The organism is Streptomyces davaonensis JCM 4913 (assembly GCF_000349325.1).
GTDB classification, from domain to species: Bacteria; Actinomycetota; Actinomycetes; order Streptomycetales; family Streptomycetaceae; genus Streptomyces; species Streptomyces davaonensis.
In genome coordinates this window covers 2,103,119-2,120,461 of sequence record NC_020504.1, presented here as the reverse complement: position 1 = coordinate 2,120,461, position 17,343 = coordinate 2,103,119, and the positions used below count along the sequence as shown (strand labels likewise).

17 protein-coding genes are annotated in these 17,343 nt (G+C 72.3%); 14 read left to right on the top strand and 3 right to left on the bottom strand.

All coding sequences use genetic code 11. The annotated features are described in order from the left end of the window. The first annotated feature begins 19 nt into the window (after positions 1-19). The gene (locus tag BN159_RS09310; RefSeq protein WP_015656693.1) at positions 20-1,639 is read left to right on the top strand and encodes an ABC-F family ATP-binding cassette domain-containing protein; all 1,620 of its coding nucleotides are present in this window, start codon (positions 20-22) and stop codon (positions 1,637-1,639) included. A 35-nt stretch (positions 1,640-1,674) separates the two neighbouring features. Further along, positions 1,675-1,989, top strand: a complete 315-nt coding sequence (locus BN159_RS09305; protein WP_015656692.1) for a DUF6158 family protein — start codon at positions 1,675-1,677, stop codon at positions 1,987-1,989. Positions 1,990-1,997: 8 nt separating this feature from the next. Here BN159_RS09305 and BN159_RS09300 read toward each other — a convergent pair whose 3' ends face one another. Beyond that, positions 1,998-2,384 carry a DUF2795 domain-containing protein gene (locus tag BN159_RS09300; RefSeq protein ID WP_015656691.1) on the bottom strand — a complete coding sequence of 129 codons (387 nt, stop codon included), beginning with the start codon at positions 2,382-2,384 and terminating at the stop codon, positions 1,998-2,000. A 127-nt stretch (positions 2,385-2,511) separates the two neighbouring features. Between BN159_RS09300 and BN159_RS46145 the strand changes: the two genes are divergently transcribed. The 4 genes from BN159_RS46145 (at position 2,512) to BN159_RS09285 (ending at position 5,667) form a co-directional block, all read left to right on the top strand. Beyond that, entirely contained in the window at positions 2,512-2,658 is a 147-nt protein-coding gene (locus BN159_RS46145) for a hypothetical protein (RefSeq protein ID WP_015656690.1), read from the top strand. Positions 2,659-2,838: 180 nt separating this feature from the next. Continuing rightward, positions 2,839-3,630 carry an RNA polymerase sigma factor SigF gene (locus BN159_RS09295; RefSeq protein ID WP_015656689.1) on the top strand — a complete coding sequence of 264 codons (792 nt, stop codon included), beginning with the start codon at positions 2,839-2,841 and terminating at the stop codon, positions 3,628-3,630. A 100-nt stretch (positions 3,631-3,730) separates the two neighbouring features. Next, positions 3,731-4,360 carry a hypothetical protein gene (locus BN159_RS09290; RefSeq protein ID WP_015656688.1) on the top strand — a complete coding sequence of 210 codons (630 nt, stop codon included), beginning with the start codon at positions 3,731-3,733 and terminating at the stop codon, positions 4,358-4,360. A gap of 41 nt (positions 4,361-4,401) precedes the next feature. Further along, complete coding sequence (locus BN159_RS09285; protein ID WP_015656687.1) at positions 4,402-5,667, top strand: aminotransferase class I/II-fold pyridoxal phosphate-dependent enzyme; 1,266 nt, start codon at positions 4,402-4,404, stop codon at positions 5,665-5,667. 21 nt (positions 5,668-5,688) lie between these two features. Here the strand turns inward: BN159_RS09285 and BN159_RS09280 are convergent, their stop codons facing one another. Further along, a complete protein-coding gene (locus BN159_RS09280; protein WP_015656686.1) occupies positions 5,689-6,300 on the bottom strand; it encodes a DedA family protein in 612 nt (203 codons plus the stop codon). After that, entirely contained in the window at positions 6,297-7,070 is a 774-nt protein-coding gene (locus tag BN159_RS09275) for an MBL fold metallo-hydrolase (protein WP_015656685.1), read from the bottom strand. The genes BN159_RS09280 and BN159_RS09275 overlap by 4 nt, the downstream gene beginning before the upstream one ends. 84 nt (positions 7,071-7,154) lie before the next feature. Between BN159_RS09275 and BN159_RS09270 the strand changes: the two genes are divergently transcribed. The 8 genes from BN159_RS09270 (at position 7,155) to dnaK (ending at position 17,329) form a co-directional block, all read left to right on the top strand. Next, positions 7,155-7,556 carry a hypothetical protein gene (locus BN159_RS09270; protein ID WP_015656684.1) on the top strand — a complete coding sequence of 134 codons (402 nt, stop codon included), beginning with the start codon at positions 7,155-7,157 and terminating at the stop codon, positions 7,554-7,556. 85 nt (positions 7,557-7,641) lie between these two features. Further along, complete coding sequence (locus BN159_RS09265; RefSeq protein WP_041819000.1) at positions 7,642-9,708, top strand: phage holin family protein; 2,067 nt, start codon at positions 7,642-7,644, stop codon at positions 9,706-9,708. An 82-nt stretch (positions 9,709-9,790) separates the two neighbouring features. Continuing rightward, complete coding sequence (locus tag BN159_RS09260) at positions 9,791-10,852, top strand: ATP-binding protein (RefSeq protein WP_015656682.1); 1,062 nt, start codon at positions 9,791-9,793, stop codon at positions 10,850-10,852. Positions 10,853-10,905: 53 nt separating this feature from the next. Further along, positions 10,906-12,639 (top strand): vWA domain-containing protein, encoded by a 1,734-nt coding sequence (locus BN159_RS09255; RefSeq protein WP_086016511.1) that lies wholly within the window; start codon positions 10,906-10,908, stop codon positions 12,637-12,639. Between the two features lie 64 nt (positions 12,640-12,703). Continuing rightward, the gene (locus tag BN159_RS09250) at positions 12,704-13,132 is read left to right on the top strand and encodes an OsmC family protein (protein WP_041821054.1); all 429 of its coding nucleotides are present in this window, start codon (positions 12,704-12,706) and stop codon (positions 13,130-13,132) included. 99 nt (positions 13,133-13,231) lie between these two features. Continuing rightward, complete coding sequence (locus BN159_RS09245; RefSeq protein WP_015656679.1) at positions 13,232-14,614, top strand: CorA family divalent cation transporter; 1,383 nt, start codon at positions 13,232-13,234, stop codon at positions 14,612-14,614. A gap of 5 nt (positions 14,615-14,619) precedes the next feature. Beyond that, positions 14,620-15,369, top strand: coding sequence for a glycerophosphodiester phosphodiesterase family protein (locus BN159_RS09240; RefSeq protein ID WP_015656678.1), 750 nt, complete (start codon positions 14,620-14,622; stop codon positions 15,367-15,369). Between the two features lie 106 nt (positions 15,370-15,475). After that, the gene (gene dnaK, locus BN159_RS09235) at positions 15,476-17,329 is read left to right on the top strand and encodes a molecular chaperone DnaK (protein ID WP_015656677.1); all 1,854 of its coding nucleotides are present in this window, start codon (positions 15,476-15,478) and stop codon (positions 17,327-17,329) included. Positions 17,330-17,343 lie beyond the last annotated feature (14 nt).

The window sequence follows — 17,343 nt, the reverse complement described above, 5'->3', positions numbered from 1 at the left end:
ACCCGCAGAATTCCACCCCATGGGACATCTGGAAGCCGCGCACCTCGAGTACTACCTCCCCGACGGGAGGGCGCTGCTGGGCGATGTGTCCTTCCGCGTGGGCGAAGGGTCCGTGACGGCCCTGGTCGGCCCGAACGGCGCGGGCAAGACGACCCTGCTGCGGCTGATCTCCGGCGAGCTCAAACCGCACGGCGGATCGGTCACCGTCAGTGGCGGCCTGGGCGTGATGCGCCAGTTCGTGGGCTCCGTACGGGACGAGACGACCGTACGCGACCTGCTGGTGTCCGTGGCCACACCCGGCATCCAGGCGGCCGCGCGGGCGGTGGACGCCGCCGAGCACGGGATCATGACGGTCGACGACGAGGCGGCGCAGCTGAAGTACGCGCAGGCGCTCGCCGACTGGGCCGAGGTGCGCGGGTACGAGGCGGAGACGCTGTGGGACATGTGCACCATGGCCGCGCTGGGCGTGCCGTACGAGAAGGCGCAGTGGCGTCAGGTGCGGACGCTGTCGGGCGGTGAGCAGAAGCGGCTGGTGCTGGAGGCGCTGCTGCGCGGCACGGACGAGGTGCTGCTGCTCGACGAGCCGGACAACTATCTGGACGTGCCCGGCAAGCGCTGGCTGGAGGAGCGGCTGAAGGAGACCCGCAAGACGGTCCTCTTCGTCTCCCACGACCGTGAGCTCCTCGCCCGCGCCGCCGAGCGGATCGTGTCGGTGGAGCCGTCCCCGACGGGCGCCGACGCCTGGGTGCACGGCAGCGGTTTCGCCACCTACCACGAGGCGCGGCGCGAGCGGTTCGCCCGCTTCGAGGAGCTGCGGCGGCGCTGGGACGAGAAGCACGCACAGCTCAAGAAGCTGGTGCTGACCCTGCGCCAGGCGGCCGCGGTCAGCCATGAGATGGCCTCCCGCTACGCCGCCGCCCAGACCCGGCTGCGCAAGTTCGAGGAGGCGGGCCCGCCGCCGGAGCCGCCGCGCGAGCAGGACATCAGGATGCGGCTGAAGGGCGGCCGCACCGGAGTCCGCGCGGTCACCTGCGAGGGCCTGGAGCTGACGGGCCTGATGAAGCCGTTCTCGCTGGAGGTCTTCTACGGCGAGCGCGTGGCCGTCCTCGGCTCCAACGGCTCCGGGAAGTCCCACTTCCTGCGCCTGCTCGCCGGGGACGAGGTGGCGCACACCGGGGCCTGGAAGCTGGGCGCGCGCGTGGTCCCCGGGCACTTCGCCCAGACCCACGCCCACCCCGAGCTGGCGGGCCGCACCCTGCTCGACATCCTGTGGAAGGAACACGCCCAGGACCAGGGCGCGGCCATGTCCCGGCTGCGCCGCTACGAGCTGACCCAGCAGTCGGAACAGACGTTCGACCGCCTCTCCGGCGGCCAGCAGGCCCGTTTCCAGATCCTCCTGCTGGAACTGGAGGGCGCCACGGCCCTCCTCCTGGACGAGCCCACGGACAACCTCGACCTGGAGTCGGCGGAGGCCCTCCAGGAGGGCCTGGAGGCCTTCGAGGGCACGGTCCTCGCGGTGACCCACGACCGCTGGTTCGCCCGCGCCTTCGACCGCTACCTGGTCTTCGGCACGGACGGCCGGGTACGGGAGACCGCCGAGCCGGTGTGGGACGAGCGCAGGGTGGAACGGGCGCGTTAGGGCCCGCCGTGCGAGCGGCGGGCCCAGGGCGCGGGATGTTCGTACAGTGGATGAAGGAAGGCACGGACACGACGAGCGAGCGGGGTGCCACCATGACCGGAGTCGACCCCAGCCGGCTGGACGATCAGCAGCTCATGAAGGAGCTGGAGACCATCCACCGCACGCGCCACGACGCCCTGCTGTACGGCTCGACCGACGCGCTGCGCACCCATAACGTCCGCATGGCCGAGCTGGAGGGCGAGTACCTCCGCCGCAACCCGCGCCGCCCGGTCGCCGCGGGGCGCACCCGCGAGGGCGCCCGGGACCGCGGCTGTCAGGACACCGCGGACACCGCGACGCCGGGCGGCTGAGCCTCTCCTCACCGGTGCCGGCCGGTCCCGGACAGGGCCTCGGCGAGTTCCTGAACGGTGGCGTAGCGCGCCGAGCGGGGCTGCCGCTCCAGCGACTCCACCAGGGCGTCCGGCGCGTACGCGCGCCGCAGCGCGCCCGCCAGCTCGCGCGGGCCCGCCGGGAACTGACCGCGGCTGAGGACGCGGGCCAGCTCCTGGCGGACCGCCGGCAGCGCGGCCATGCCCGCGCCCGGCGCCACCGGACCGCCCGCGACCTGCGGATCGTCGTCGGCGCTCGGCTCGGGATCGTGCCACTCCTCGGTCCGTGTGGGATGACCGGAACGGAGCAGGCCTTGGAGTTCGTGCTTCATCTCGTCGTCGCGGTGGACGCTCAGGCGGTCGCTGCCTCGCTGCATGACTCCCTCCCAGAATTTCGGGTGCGCACCGCGTACCCGAAGAGAGCAGGCCGACACCGGGTTTGCCCGGCGGGTGGCAGGAGACCCGGACCGAACCCCCCGCGAACGACTCGGGGAAGGACAGGCCATGGTGGTGCTCGCTGTGATCATCCCGCTGTTCATGCTCGGCGTGCTGCTGGCCCTGGGCCGCTACGAGGAACTGGTGCTGCCGAAGGAGCCGAGCGAGGCCGCCTCCGCTCCCGGCCCGGCGGGAACTCCCGCATCGTCGCCCTGAGGCGGTTTGCGGCGCGGGGGCACGGGCAGGCGAGCCTCAGTGCTTCGGACAGGAGGCACGACCGTGGGAGCGGCCATCCGTCGACACGGCTGTGCCCGTCCGGTTCGCCGCGCGCTCCCACGGTGACCGTCGACCCAGAGGACAACCCCCAGAGGACAACCCGAGGGAGTTGCGACGCACATGCCCACACGAGTGAGCACGAAGCACCACCCGCACGACGACGCCCCCGACACCGCGCAGGCGTTCCGCGATCTCGCCGAACTGCCCGCCGGGCCCCGGCGCGACACCCTTCGCGACGAGATAGTCGAGGCCTGGCTGCCCATGGCGGACCGGCTCGCGGGCCGGTTCCGCAGCCGAGGCGAGAGTTTCGAGGATCTGCGGCAGGTGGCCGCCCTCGGACTGGTCAAGGCCGTCGACCGGTACGACCCGGAGCGCGGCAACGCCTTCGAGAGCTACGCCGTGCCGACCATCACCGGCGAGATCAAGCGGCACTTCCGGGACCACATGTGGACGCTGCATGTGCCGCGCCGGGTGCAGGATCTGCGTAATCGCGTGCGGTTCGCCGTGCAGGACCTCCAGACCGTCTCCGGGCACCGGCCCACGGCCGCGGAGATCGCCGAGCACGCGGACATGAGTGAGGCCGACGTCAAGGTCGGTCTGGAGGCGCTGGAGAGTTTCACGGCGCTGTCCCTGGACGCGGAGCTGCCCGGCAGTGACGACGGGTACTCCTTGAGCGACGCGCTCGGTTCCATGGATCCGGCGCTGGACACGGTGGTGGACCGGGAGGCCGTCAAGCCACGGATCGCCGCGCTGCCCGAGCGGGAGCGGGCGATCCTGTACATGCGGTTCTTCGGGGACATGACGCAGAGTCGGATCGCCGAGGAGCTGGGGATCTCGCAGATGCACGTGTCCCGGCTGATCAGCCGCTGCTGCGGGCGGGTTCGGGAGCAGGTGCTGCGGGACGTGGCGTAGACACGTCGTCACTCGCTTGGGGTCCGGCCGCGCGCGGGGTTCTGCTCGACGGGCTGTGATGGGTGGGTGTCCTGGAGCCGTTGACCAAGGAGCCCGCGTCATGCGCCGCACCGTTCGTCTGCTGTCCGCTCTCGCGCTGGGCGGTGTCGTGCTGGGGTTCTGTGCCTCGGCGGCCTTTGCGGAACCCTCCGCGGAGGTGAGCCCCAGCAGCACGCATCCGGGTGGCAGTGTCACCGTCTCCGTCACCTGTGATCCCACCGGTGGGCCCGCGCCCGCCACCTTGGACGCCACCTCGCAGGCCTTCGAGGAGGGCACGGTCGCCCTGCAAAAGGTCGGCGGGAAGGAGGACGGCGGCCATGGGCCCGCCTACCGGGGCACCGCCCGGATCGCCTCCGCCGCCGAACTCGAGGGCGGTGTCGACTCCGTGGGCCCCGACACCGCGTGGACCGTCGACGGGACGTGTCCCGCGGCTCCCGGTGGTCAGGGAAAGCAGTGGAGTGCGACCTTCACCGTCGCCAAGGGGGGCGGCACCAGCCCTCGGCCGTGTCCGCCCGAGCCGCACCGGGAGACCTGCCCGCCCGCGGTGATCCAGAAGGGCGTGCACGCCGGTGAAGGGGGTGCCTTCACCGATTCCGTGCCCGCATTGGTCGCCGGTGGGGTGCTGATCGCGGGCGCGGCGGGCGGTGCCGTGTACCGGCTGCGGCGCAAGGGGGCCGCGGCGGACATCTGAGCGGGGCCTGCCGGGTAAGCAGTAGCCAGGAGGGAGTCAGGGTGGCGCGGAGGGTTCCCGAGAGCCATGGCCCCGTCCGCTACGGGCCACCGTTGCCCGGGGACGGGCTGCCCGTGCTGCCCGAACTGTCCGCCGTGCTCGCCGCTGCGGCCGGCCGCGCCGAGAGCGAACCCGTCGGCGGGGGCGCCGCCCTGCTCGATGCCGCCTGCGGCCACTTCGACCGGCGCGGTCTGCCCGCCGAGCCCGACCGGGTGGTCGCCGCGCCGGGCGCCCCTGCTCTGCTGCTCGCGCTGACCGCCGCGCTCGGCGGTGATGTCCTGGTGCCCCGGCCGTGCGCGGCCTGGTGGGCGCCGTACGCACGCCTGTTGGGCAGACCCGTCTTCCATGTCGCCACCCCGGCCGAGTGCGGCGGGGTGCCGGATCCGTACGCCCTGCTGGAGACCGTGCGCCGGGTCCGCGCCGAGGGCGGTGATCCGCGGCTGCTGGTGCTGTCCGTCGCCGACGACCCCACCGCCACCGTGGCGCCGCCCGAGGTCCTGCACGAGACCGTCGAGGCCGCCGCGGGCGAGGGCCTGCACCTGGTCAGCGACGAGACCTGGCGGGACACCCGGCACGACCCGCACGAATCGGTGCTGCTCAGCCCCGCCGAGATGCTCCCGGAACGGGTCACCGTCGTCACCGACCTGGCCGGCGCCCTGCTGCCGCCCGGCTGGCCGGCCGCCGTCGCGCGCTTCCCACCGGGCGACGTCGGGGGCGGCCTCCACGCACGCGTGCTCGACATCCTCACCGCGCTCGGCGCCCGCGTCGCGGCCCCGGTCGCCGCCGCGGCCGGATACGCCCTCACCGAACCAGGACCCGTCCGGGCCCGACAGGCGGCCGCCGTACGGCTCCACGCGCGCGTGGCCGCCGCCCTGCACACGGAAGTCGTCGCCGCGGGAGCCCTCGCCCGGCCCCCGCAGGCCGGCCGGCATCTCTACGTCGACCTCGGCCCGCTGCGCACCGCGCTCGGCGCGCACGGCATCGGCGACGCCCAGGATCTGGAGGAGTTCCTCACCGCCCGGCTCGGCATGCCCGCGCCCGGCGGCCACCGTTTCGGCGACGACCTCGCCGCACCGCGCGTACGCCTGTCCACCGGGGACCTGCTGGGCGGTACGGACGAGGAGCGCGCGGAATGTCTCGGTTCACCCTCGCCGTGGGAACTGCCCCATGTGCGGCGCGCGTTGATCCACGTGAGGTCGGTCTTCGACGATCTCGCCGACGACGCGCAGCGCCGGCAGCCTCCTCGGCGCGGGGACTCGCGGACGTAGCAGCACCAGGGGAGAGTGGACCTACCTGGCGGCCCGAACCCGCCTCCACAACCCCGGCACGACACTGATGAGCAGCGTCAACGCCACCGCGGCGACGACCCCTTGCCAGGGCTCGGGAAACAGCGACCCACCCAGAATCCCGATCAGCTGATACGTCACAGCCCAGGCCAGGCACGCCGGGAGGTTCCCCCGGGCGAACCTCCGCATCGGCCACTTCGCCAGCAGACACGCGAGCATCACCGGCAGCCGCCCCGCAGGGACGAGCCGCGACACCACCAGTACCGCGACCCCGTGCTCGGCCAACTTCGCCTGCGCCCGCTCCAACCGCTCCTCCGGCGCCCGCGACCGAATCGCCTCCAGCCACCGCGACCCGTTCCTCGACCCCATCCCACGCCGCCCGAGCCAGTACAACGTCACGTCACCGAGGAACGCGGCCAGCGACGCCGTCACGAACACCATCGCCAGCGCGAACGGCGCCGTCTGATGGAACGCCACCACCGCCGCCGTGCTGACCAGCGCCCCCGTCGGCACGACCGGCACCAGCGCCCCGAGCAGCACCAGCACGAACAGCGTCGGATAGCCGATCGCCTGCTGCGTGGACTCCGTCGTCGACGCGGCGGCGAGCCAGCTCACGCGGCCACCTCAAGACGTACGCTCTCGCCGTGCCCCAGCCGGTGCACCGCCACGCCCGGCGCACGCTCCGCGGCGAGGCGTACGAACTCGTCGCCCGGCGCATGGAACTCATGGGGGCGCACGGCGTCCATCCCGATGGGCCAGTACGTGCCGTAGTGCACCGGCACCGCGCTGCCCGGCGCGAGCCGGGAAAGGGCCTCCGCCGCGCGCCCCGCGTCCAGATGGCCCTCGCCGAGATACGGGCCCCAGCCGCCCACCGGCAGCAGCGCCACGTCGACCGGGCCGACCTCGTGCGCCATCTCGTCGAACAGGCCGGTGTCCCCGGCGAAGTAGGTGCGGGCCTCGCCCTCGATGACGTAGCCGAGGGCGGGGGAGTGGTGGCGTCCGACGGGCAGCCGCCGTCCGTCGTGCCGGGCCGGCACGGCTCGTACGCGCAGCGCGCCCACCTCCGTGACCTCGCCCGGCGTCATCTCCGTCACCTGAAGGCCGGTGAGCCGGCGCAGCCCCGGTACCGCCCGGGGTGCGCCCCGGGGCACGAGCAGGCGCGTGCCCTCCGGGAGCCGTGCCAGGGAGGGAACGTGCAGATGGTCGGCGTGCAGGTGGGAGACGAGCGCGACGTCCGCACGCCAGGCGCTGGGCGGGGGGAGCGCGCCCCGGCGTCTGCGCAGATGCGCGAGCCGGCGTGCGAACAGAGGGTCGGTGAGCACGCGTACGTCCGAGTCGGCGACCGTGCAGGTGGCGTGACCCCACCAGGTGATCTCCACGGGCACCTCTTTGCCTCCTTCGCGCGACTCCCCCGAAGCCTACGGGCAGGAGTAGTGTCGGCGCCTGAAACCCGGAGGTGAGGGGGCGCCATGGGACCGGTGCGGGTCACGGCGATCGCGAGTCTGACGCCGCTTGAGGAACTGGACGCCGATCCCTTTTTGGTGGACTCCCGCAGCCAGCACGCCATCTGCGCGCGCTGGGCGGCGGAGCGGGGATACACGGTGAGCCGGGAGTTGCTGGTGCGCGGCCTCAGGCCGGACCACTGCGTGCTCTGGGACGGGGTGCGGGCGGGCGTCGACCTGTTCGTCGTGCCCAGCCGACGGGTGCTGGAGAGCGCGCTGTCCTCCGTGGAGGAGTTCACCGCCGAGTGCGCGCGGCGCGGGGTCCGGGTGGAGACGGTGGGCTGCGAGGAGCCCCGCTACGACCGCCAGATGAAGGCCCGGGTGCATCGACGGCTGTCGCTGCCGACGGCCGGCTACGACGGTCGTTAGTCGTCCCCGAGGTTCAGCCCGTCCGTATGACAAGGTGGAGGCAGGCCCGCCTGGTCGATGGGTCGGGACGTGAGGTGTACGGGGCGTGCTTGGGCGGCGTTGGCGGCGGGTCGCCAGTCAGGTCGGGCGGAGCGTCACGGTGTGGGCGGTGTCCACGCTCACCATGCTGGTGCTCGCCGGGATCCTGCCGGACTTCCAGCTCCAGTCCGCGGACGGCGACAGCGCCACCCGGATCGCGGTCACCGCGGCCTTCGGCGCCGGTGCCTTCGGTGTGCTCTCGGCCCTGGCCTGGCCGCTGCTGGTACGGCTGTTGCTGCTGGTGCCCGCGCTCGTCCTCGGCCTGCTGGTCTTCTTCCTGAACGGCGCCCTCCTGCTGGTCGCCCTCAGGCTGAACCCCGCCGAGCGCGGCGGCGCCGCCTGGGAGACGGCCGTGGTGGTCGCCGCCGTGATGTCGGCGGTCGCCTCGGCCACCGGCGCCGCCCTCGCCGTACGCGACGACGATGCCTATCGGCGTCGGCTGTACCGGCTCGCCGACCGGCGGCGGGGCAGCGGGCCGCCGTGTCCGTCGACGCCGGGGACCGTGTTCCTTCAGCTCGACGGCGTGGGGCACGAGGTGTTGCGGGCCGCCCTGGACAAGGGGCTGATGCCGACCCTGGCCCGCTGGACGGACGGCGACCGGCCCACCCACCGGCTGACCGCCTGGCGCACCGACTGGTCCAGCCAGACCGGCGCCAGCCAGCTCGGCATCCTGCACGGCAGCAACCACGACGTCCCCGCCTTCCGCTGGTACGAGAAGGAGAGCCGGGAGGTGATGGTCTGCAACCGCCCGACCAGCGCCGCCGAACTCCAGCGCCGCGCCGTGGCGGCCACCGGCGACGGCGGACTGCTCACCCTCGACGGCGCCAGCCGCGGCAATCTCTTCAGCGGCGGCGCCGAGGAGCAGGCGCTGGTGCTGTCCATCGCGACCCGGCGCCGCAGCCCTGAGAACCGGTCCCGGGCGGGCTACTTCGCCTACTTCTCCGACCCGGCGAACGCGGTGCGCACCGCGCTGTCGTTCCTCGCCGAGGTGGGCCGGGAGATCGGCCAGTCCACCCGGGCCCGGCTGGGCAAGGCCCGCCCGAGGGTCTCGCGCGGCGGCCTCTACCCCTTCGTACGGGCCTTCGCGACCGTCGTCGAACGGGACGTCGTCGTCGCCGCGGTGATGGGTGACATGCTCGCGGGCCGCTCCGCCGTCTACGCCGACCTGGTCGCCTACGACGAGGTCGCCCACCACTCCGGGCCGGTCAGCCGCGACGCCGAGAAGGTCCTCCAGCGCCTGGACCGGGCACTGGAACTGATCGAGAACGTCGCCGAGCACGCCCCGCGGCCGTACCGGATCGTGGTGCTGTCGGATCATGGTCAAAGCCCTGGGGAGACCTTCCGCACCCGCTACGGGCTCACCCTCGGCGACCTGGTGCGGGCCGGCTGCGGGCTGCCCGTGCCGCGCCGGGCCCGGCGCACCCACAGCGGCGCGGAGGCCCGTACGGCGGTCCGGGCCGCCCTGCGCATCCCGGTCGAGGAGCGCGGTGAGAAGCAGCGCCCCGGCCGGCACACCGAGCCGATCGTGCTGGCCTCCGGCAACCTCGGTCTGGTCTCCTTCCCGGACGTGCCGCACCGGATGACCAAGGAGGAGATCGACGCCCGCCACCCCGCGCTGCTGACCACCCTCGCCAACCATCCCGGCATCGGCTTCCTGCTGGTGCGCAGCGAACGGCACGGCGGGGTCGTGCTCGGCCCGTTCGGCACCGAGATCCCGCTGGACCGCCTCGACCAGGAGCCGGGACCGCTCGCCGCCTTCGGGCCCGGCGCGGCGGACGCGGTCCGACGCACCCACTCCTTCCCGCACACCGCCGACATCATGGTCAACTCCATGCACGATCCCATCGACGGCGAAGTCCTCGCCTTCGAGGAGCAGATCGGCTCCCACGGCGGACTCGGCGGCGCCCAGGGCAGGCCCTTCCTGCTGTGGCCGCGCGTCCTGTCCACGCCGGTCGAGGACGGCACGGACCTGGTCGGCGCCGAGCAGGTGCACCACGTCCTGCGCCGCTGGCTGAGCGAGTCCGACGGGCCTCAGGTGCCCGTGGAGACCGAGGCGGAGGAGCGGGCGGCCTGAAAATCGGGTGCGCTCAAAACGGTCGTACGCCCACACTGTTCGCAGTCGAAATCGCTCGAACAGTCTTGAGGAGCCCGGCACTTTGCAGGCCGCTGTCACCGTCACCCCCGCCCGTCTTCCGGACCTTCTTCTCGGCCTCGCCACCGTGCGGCCCGTCTTCGTCTGGGGTGCCCCCGGCATCGGAAAGTCCTCCCTGGTGCGGGACTTCGCCGAGTCGCTCGGCCTGGAATGCGTCAGCCTGCTCGGCACCCAGCTCGCGCCCGAGGACCTGATCGGCGTGCCGCAGATCCGTGACGGGCGGTCGGTGTTCTGCCCGCCGGAGACCATCGCCCGGGACGAGCCGTACTGTCTTTTCCTGGACGAGCTGAACGCGGCCACGCCGGATGTGCAGAAGGCGTTCTACTCGCTGATCCTGGACCGCCGGATCGGCAACTACGAGCTGCCCAAGGGGTCGATCGTGATCGGCGCCGGGAACCGCGCCACCGACAACGCGCTCGCCCGCCCCATCGCCTCCGCGCTCGTCAACCGCCTCACCCATGTGCACCTGGAGGCGTCCCCCAAGGACTGGCTGGTCTGGGCCGCGAACCACGACGTCCACCCCTGGGTGGTGGACCATCTCACCGACCGGCCCGACCAGCTGTGGTCCAAGCCGCCCAAGACCGAGGAGCCGTTCTCCACGCCCCGCTCCTGGCACATGCTCTCCGACGCCCTGCACTCCTTCGGCCGGAACCTGGACGAGGAGACCCTGAAGGTGCTCGCGCACGGCACGCTGACGCCCGCCCACGCGACGGCGTTCTGCGGCTACGTCAAGATCGTGCGCAGTCAGTTCGGCATCGAGGCGATCATCAAGGGGGACGCCCGCTGGCCGAGCCGCCTGGACGACCGGGACCTGCTCTACTACCTCGCCGACTCCTTCCGCGGGCGCCTGGTCAAGGAACTGCCCGCCAGCAAGGAGCACATGTCGGCGAGCGGCCGCCAGACCGCCTACCGCGCCAAGTCGCTGCTCGTGCAGCTCGCGGAGATCTCCGTCGAGGTCGCCCAGACCGTCATCGCCTCCGACGCCGACGGCAACCCCGTGCTGCCCTCCTGGTTCCTCGTCGAGGCGGCGCGGGACATGCCCCGGCTGGTGGAGGCACGCCGGTGAGCCGGGGCCGGCCGAAGAAGCGGGACCTCGCGGCGGAGGCCTTCGCCGAGGGGATGCGGCTGGTGAAGCTCAATCCGGCGCTGGCCGCCGTGGCGTTCGATGTCTGCCGCCACGAGGACTGCGCGCACTCCCCGCGCGAGGGGCTCGTCCGCGTCAGCTCCTCCGCGACCCTGCACGTCCACCCCGACCGCCTCGCCGAACCGGCGGCCTGGGCCTGGGCCCTCGCCCACGCGATCCTCCACCTCGGCTTCGGCCATGTCCCGGCCGCCAAGGGCGTCCGCGAGCAGCCCGACCGCGCGGACCTCGCCGCGCGCTGCGTCGTCGTCAACCGCTTCCTGCTCGGCTTCCCCATCGGGAAGACGCCCGAGGGACTCCCCGGCGCCTACCCCGACGGTGACGAGGAGCAGCTCGCCGCCCGCTGGCGCCGCGACGGCATCCCGGCCGTGTACGAGCGCTGCGGCACCGCGGGCGACGAGGCGGACCTCCACCTCGCGGAATGGCACGGCTGGTACGGGCAGCCGCCCGACCACCAGCTCGCCTTCGCGACCGCGCTGACCCGTACCGTGTCCGCGGCGATGGACATGGCGGGCGGCCGCCGCGACAGCCTGACCGGTGAAGTGACCGCACTGCGCCCCTGGCAGCGCGCCCTGAGCTGGTTCATCGCCTCCTACCCGCTGCTCGCCGGGATCGCGTCCGGCATCAAACTGGTCGCCGACGCCGAACTCGCCCGCGCCCACGGCATCTCCGTCGCCGCGGTGAACGCCGAGGCGGGCGAGATCTACATCAACCCGCTGCGCACGTTCGAGGACGAGGAGTGGCGGTTCATCCTGGCCCACGAGATGCTGCACGCCGCCCTGCGCCACGGCGACCGCTGCGGCACCCGCGACCCCTACCTCTTCAACATCGCCTGCGACTACGTCATCAACGGCTGGCTCAAGGAGATGGACGTCGGCACCATGCCCGAGGGCCTGCTGTACGACGCCCAGCTCGCCGGGCTCTCCGCCGAGGAGGTCTACGACCGGCTCGCCGGTGACCTGCGCCGGATGCGGCGCCTGGCCACCCTGCGCGGCAAGGGCGTCGGCGACATCCTCGGCGCCCCGCTGTGCCCGCCCCGCGACTACGTCGACCTCGACGAGTTCTACCGCCGCGGCCTCTACCAGGGCCTGGACCTGCACCAGCGGCAGGAACGCGGCTTCCTGCCCGGCGGCCTGGTCGAGGAGATCCGCGCGCTGAGCCATCCTCCGCTGCCCTGGGACGCGCAACTGGCCCGCTGGTTCGACGAGTTCGTGCCCCGGCCGGAACCGGTACGGACGTACGCCCGGCCCGCTCGCCGCCAGGCCTCGACGCCCGACATCCCGCGCGCGGGACGGTACTTCCCGCCCGAGGAGATCGCCCGGTGCACCTTCGGCGTGGTCCTGGACACCTCCGGCTCCATGAGCCGGGTGCTGCTCGGCAAGGCGCTCGGCGCCATCGCCTCCTACGCCGAGGCCCGGGACGTACCTGCGGCGCGCGTGGTGTTCTGCGACGCGGCCCCGCACGACGCCGGGTATGTGCCGGTCACGGAGATCGCCGGACGGGTGCGGGTGCACGGCCGGGGCGGCACGGTGCTCCAGCCGGGCATCGATCTGCTGCACCGCGCCGACGACTTCCCGCCCGGGGCGCCGGTCCTGGTCATCACGGACGGCTGGTGCGACGTGCTGCGGGTGCGGCGCGAGCACGCCTACCTCATTCCGCAGGGTGCCCGGCTGCCGTTCACCGCACGCGGGCCGGTCTTCCGGGTGAGTTGAGCCGGAATGTGATCGGATGGTGCGCACGGACCCCGAACACGGGACCTCACTGAAGGGATTCATCGTGGCAACCACGCGCTCCGCACACACCGTGTGGGAAGGCAACCTGCTCAAGGGCAACGGCGTCGTCACCTTCGACTCCTCCGGCGCCATCGCCGCACAGCCGGTGTCGTGGCCCTCGCGCGCCGAGGCCGCCAACGGCAAGACCAGCCCGGAGGAGCTGATCGCGGCCGCGCACTCCAGCTGCTACTGCATGGCCTTCTCCAACGGCCTGGACAAGGCCGGCACCCCGCCCACCAAGCTGGTCACCTCCGCGGACGTGACCTTCCAGCCGGGCGAGGGCATCACCGGCATCCACCTCACCGTCGAGGGCACGGTGCCCGGCATCAGCGAGGCGGACTTCCTCGCCGCCGCCGAGGACGCCAAGGCCAACTGCCCGGTCAGCCAGGCCCTCAAGGCCGTTCCGATCACCCTGACCGCCAAGCTCGCCTGACCATAGACGATCATGGACGCGCAGGCCGCCCGCTCCGGGCTGCCTGCGCGCTGTCTGTTCGGGGTATGACATGGACGCCGATGACTCGAAGGGAACGCGATGGCGACGGGAACGGCGGGCGGCCGGGCGGTACTTGACTCCGGAGCCCGGGAACTCACCCGTATCCTCCTGCTGTTCAGCCTGGGCTGCCGGGTGCGCCCGCCGGACCTCGCCGCCGAGGCCCTCGTCGACCGGTTCCACTTCGGCCGGTTCAGGCCGCATCTGGAGTCCGGCGAGTCGGTGCTGCCGGTGCCGGTGCTGACCGAGCGGATAGCCCCGGGCGACCTGCGACCGCCGGGTGGTGATCAGGGCCTGACCCTCTCCGGAGTCGACCTCCTCGTCGTCGCCACCCCGCGCGGGGACGCCACCCTGCTCCTGGACTGCGAGTTCGCGGGGGACACCGACGCGCTCGCCGTCGCCTCCTGGCTCGCCACCACCTGCTTCGACCGGGCGGACCTGCACTGGGGCGACCGCCCGCTCCTGGAGGTCCTGGGGACCCGCCTGGGCCTGACCGAACCGCTCACCTTCGGTCTGAACGTGCACCAACTCGTCTTCCCCGGCGGCCGGTTGCGCACCGAGCTGCTCGCCCACGGTGACGAGACCCGCCAGGCCACCCTGCTGAACGGCATCGTCTACCGGGGCATGATGCCCGCCGAGGGCGCCGACCGGCTCACCGTCAGCGTGCCGCCCAACCTCAAGAACCACGGCGTCACCCTCTCCGCCCACGGCCGAGGCGTCTCCGTCCAGGCGGGCTGGGCCTTACATGTGGAGAACGGCCTGGCCGTGGTCGCCCTCGGCATGATCTCCGCGCTGGCCGTGCTCCAGCGCACCCGGCTCGCGGCCTTCGCGATGATGAAGGAGAACGAGCAGGCGCTGACCGACTCGCCCTCCGAGGTCCGCACCCTGATCTCCCGCCTCTCCGACGGCGTGAACGAGCTCCAGCTGGACCTCGCCTTCGGCGTGGAGGCGTACGTCGACAGCCTGTTGATCCCGGAGATGCTCATGGAGGGCTTCCAGTCCTCGCTGCGCGACACCCTCGGCATCCGCGACAGCCTCGACAACTCCGCCCGCATGGTCGAGCGGCTCACCTCCGTCATCAACGCCCGCTCCGCGGCCCTGGACGCCGCCCTCGCCGAGCGCGACGAGCGACAGAACCGCATCGTCTCCGCGCTGGTCACGGCGGCCACCCTGATCGCCCTGCCGCCGACGCTGCTGCTCGCGTTCTTCGGGGTGAACGCCACCGACGTCGACGACGGCCGCTCCATCCTCGACCTCGGTCGCTACGGCACCGCGTACGCTCTGGCCTGGCTGCCCTTCGTCGTCCTGGTCGTGGTCGGCTACCTCCTGCTCCGCAGGGTCAGCCGAGGGCCCGGCAGTCTGCTGACCGGCTCCGGCGACCCGACCGCTCCGGTGCCCGCACCTCGTACCTCATCCGGGAGTTGACCACCATGCCGCGACGACCCGCCGTCTCCGCCCACCGCGGCGGCTCCGAACGCGCCGGTGCCGCCACCTGGGAGGCGTACGAGGACGCGCTGCTCAGCGGCGCCGAGTACGTGGAGTTCGACATCCGGCGCACCGCCGACGGGGTCCTCGTCGTCTACCACGACGCCCGCGTCGACCACACCGGGCCGCTGCTGTCGACGATCGGCCACACCGAGCTGAACGAGCGGGCCGGATACGCGGTGCCGGTGGTCGACGAGGTCATGGCGCTGATCGCCGGGAAGCTCATCGGCCACCTGGACCTGAAGGAGGTCGGCTACGAGGATGAGGTGATCGACCGGGCCGTCGCCCTGCTCGGCACGGACGGCTTCGTCGCCACCACCCTGGAGGACCGGTCCGTCGCCGCGATCTCCGCGGCGTACCCCGGGGTGCGCACGGCCCTGTCGCTGGGGCGGGACCGCAAGGAGGTGGGCTGGGCCCGGCTGCCCGGCACCCGGCTCAGCGAGCTGCTGCCGATGCGGCGGGTGCGCGCCTGCGGGGCCACCGGGGTCGCGGTGCACCAGCAGCTCGCGCGGGCGAGTGTGCTGCGGGAGGCGACCCGGCACGGCCTGTTCAGCATGGTATGGACGGTCAACGACGACACCCTGATGCAGACGTTCCTGAACCATCCGAGGGTGGACGTGCTGATCACGGACCGGCCCCGGCGGGCGGTGGCCCTGCGCGGCGAGCCGAGGGAGCCCGAGCGCTCGCTTCACTGAGCCTGCGCCGGGGAACCCGCACCCTTGACAAGAGCGCACCATTGACAAGAGCCCACTCAAGTTTTGTGCTGGAGTTCTGGAAGCGCCCTGGCGGAAGGGGACAGCGATGGGACGTGCGGTCGGTATCGATCTCGGGACCACGAACTCCGTGGTGGCCGTGCTGGAGGGCGGCGAGGCCACAGTCGTCGCCAACGCGGAGGGGGCGAGGACCACCCCCTCGGTCGTGGCCTTCGCCAAGAACGGCGAGGTGCTGGTCGGTGAGGTGGCCAAGCGGCAGGCGGTGACCAACGTCGACCGCACCGCCCGCTCGGTCAAGCGCCACATGGGCGACGGCGGCTGGCGCTTCCCGCAGGAGGGCTCCGTCGACGGCACGCGCTATCGCGCCCAGGAGCTGTCGGCCCGGGTGCTCCAGAAGCTGAAGCGGGACGCCGAGTCCTATCTCGGCGAGGACGTCACGGACGCCGTGATCACCGTCCCCGCCTACTTCGACGACGCCCAGCGGCAGGCGACCAAGGAGGCCGGGGAGATCGCGGGCCTGAAGGTGCTGCGGATCATCAACGAGCCCACCGCCGCCGCCCTCGCCTACGGCCTGGACCGGGGCGAGGAGCAGACCGTCCTCGTCTTCGACCTGGGCGGCGGCACCTTCGACGTCTCCCTGCTGGAGATCGGCGACGGAGTCATCGAGGTCAAGGCCACCAACGGCGACACCCACCTCGGCGGCGACGACTGGGACCAGCGGGTCGTCGAGTATCTGGTGAAGAAGTTCAAAGGGCAGTACGGCATCGACCTCGGCAACGACAAGATGGCCGTCCAGCGGCTGCGCGAGGGCGCCGAGAAGGCCAAGATCGAGCTGTCCAGCTCCTCCGAGACGACGATCAACCTGCCCTACATCACCGCCTCCGCCGAGGGCCCGCTGCACCTCGACGAGAAGATGACCCGCGCCCAGTTCCAGGAGCTCACCGCCGATCTCCTCGACCGGTGCAGGACACCCTTCCACCAGGCGGTCAAGGATGCCGGGATCAAGCTCGCCGCGGTCGACCACGTGATCCTCGTCGGCGGCTCGACCCGGATGCCGGCCGTGACGGACCTGGTGAAGGAACTGACCGGCAAGGACCCGCACAAGGGCGTCAACCCCGACGAGGTGGTGGCCGTCGGCGCCGCGCTCCAGGCGGGCGTCATCCGCGGCGACGTCAAGGACGTCCTGCTCCTCGACGTCACCCCGCTGTCCCTGGGCATCGAGACCAAGGGCGGCATCATGACCAAGCTGATCGAGCGCAACACCACGATCCCGACCCGGCGTTCGGAGATCTTCACCACCGCCACCGACAACCAGCCCTCGGTCGGCATCCAGGTCTACCAGGGCGAACGCGAGATCGCCGCGTACAACAAGAAGCTGGGCGTCTTCGATCTGACGGGCCTGCCGCCCGCGCCCCGCGGGGTGCCGCAGATCGAGGTCGGCTTCGACATCGACGCCAACGGGATCATGCACGTCTCCGCCAAGGACCTGGCCACCGGCCGGGAACAGAAGATGACCGTCACCGGCGGCTCGGCGCTGCCCAAGGACGACATCGACCGCATGATGCGGGACGCCGAGCAGTACGCGGAGGAGGACCGCAAGCACCGCGAGGCCGCCGAGACCCGCAACCAGGCCGAGCAACTCGTCTACCAGACGGAGAAGTTCCTGCGCGACAACGAGGACAAGGTCCCCCCGGAGGCCAAGTCCGAGGTGGAGTCCGCCATCACCGAGGTCAAGCAGCTCCTGGAACGCGGCGCCGAGACCGGCGAGTTGCGCACCGGCGTGGAGAAACTCGCCACCGTCAGCCAGAAGATGGGCCAGGCGATGTACGCCCAGGCCCGCACGGAGCCCACGGAACAGCACACCGCGCCCCCGGAGGAGGACGGCGTGGTCGACGCGGAGATCGTCGACGACGAGAAGGACGCCAAGGGCGGCGCCGCCTAGGTTGCGAGGAAGAC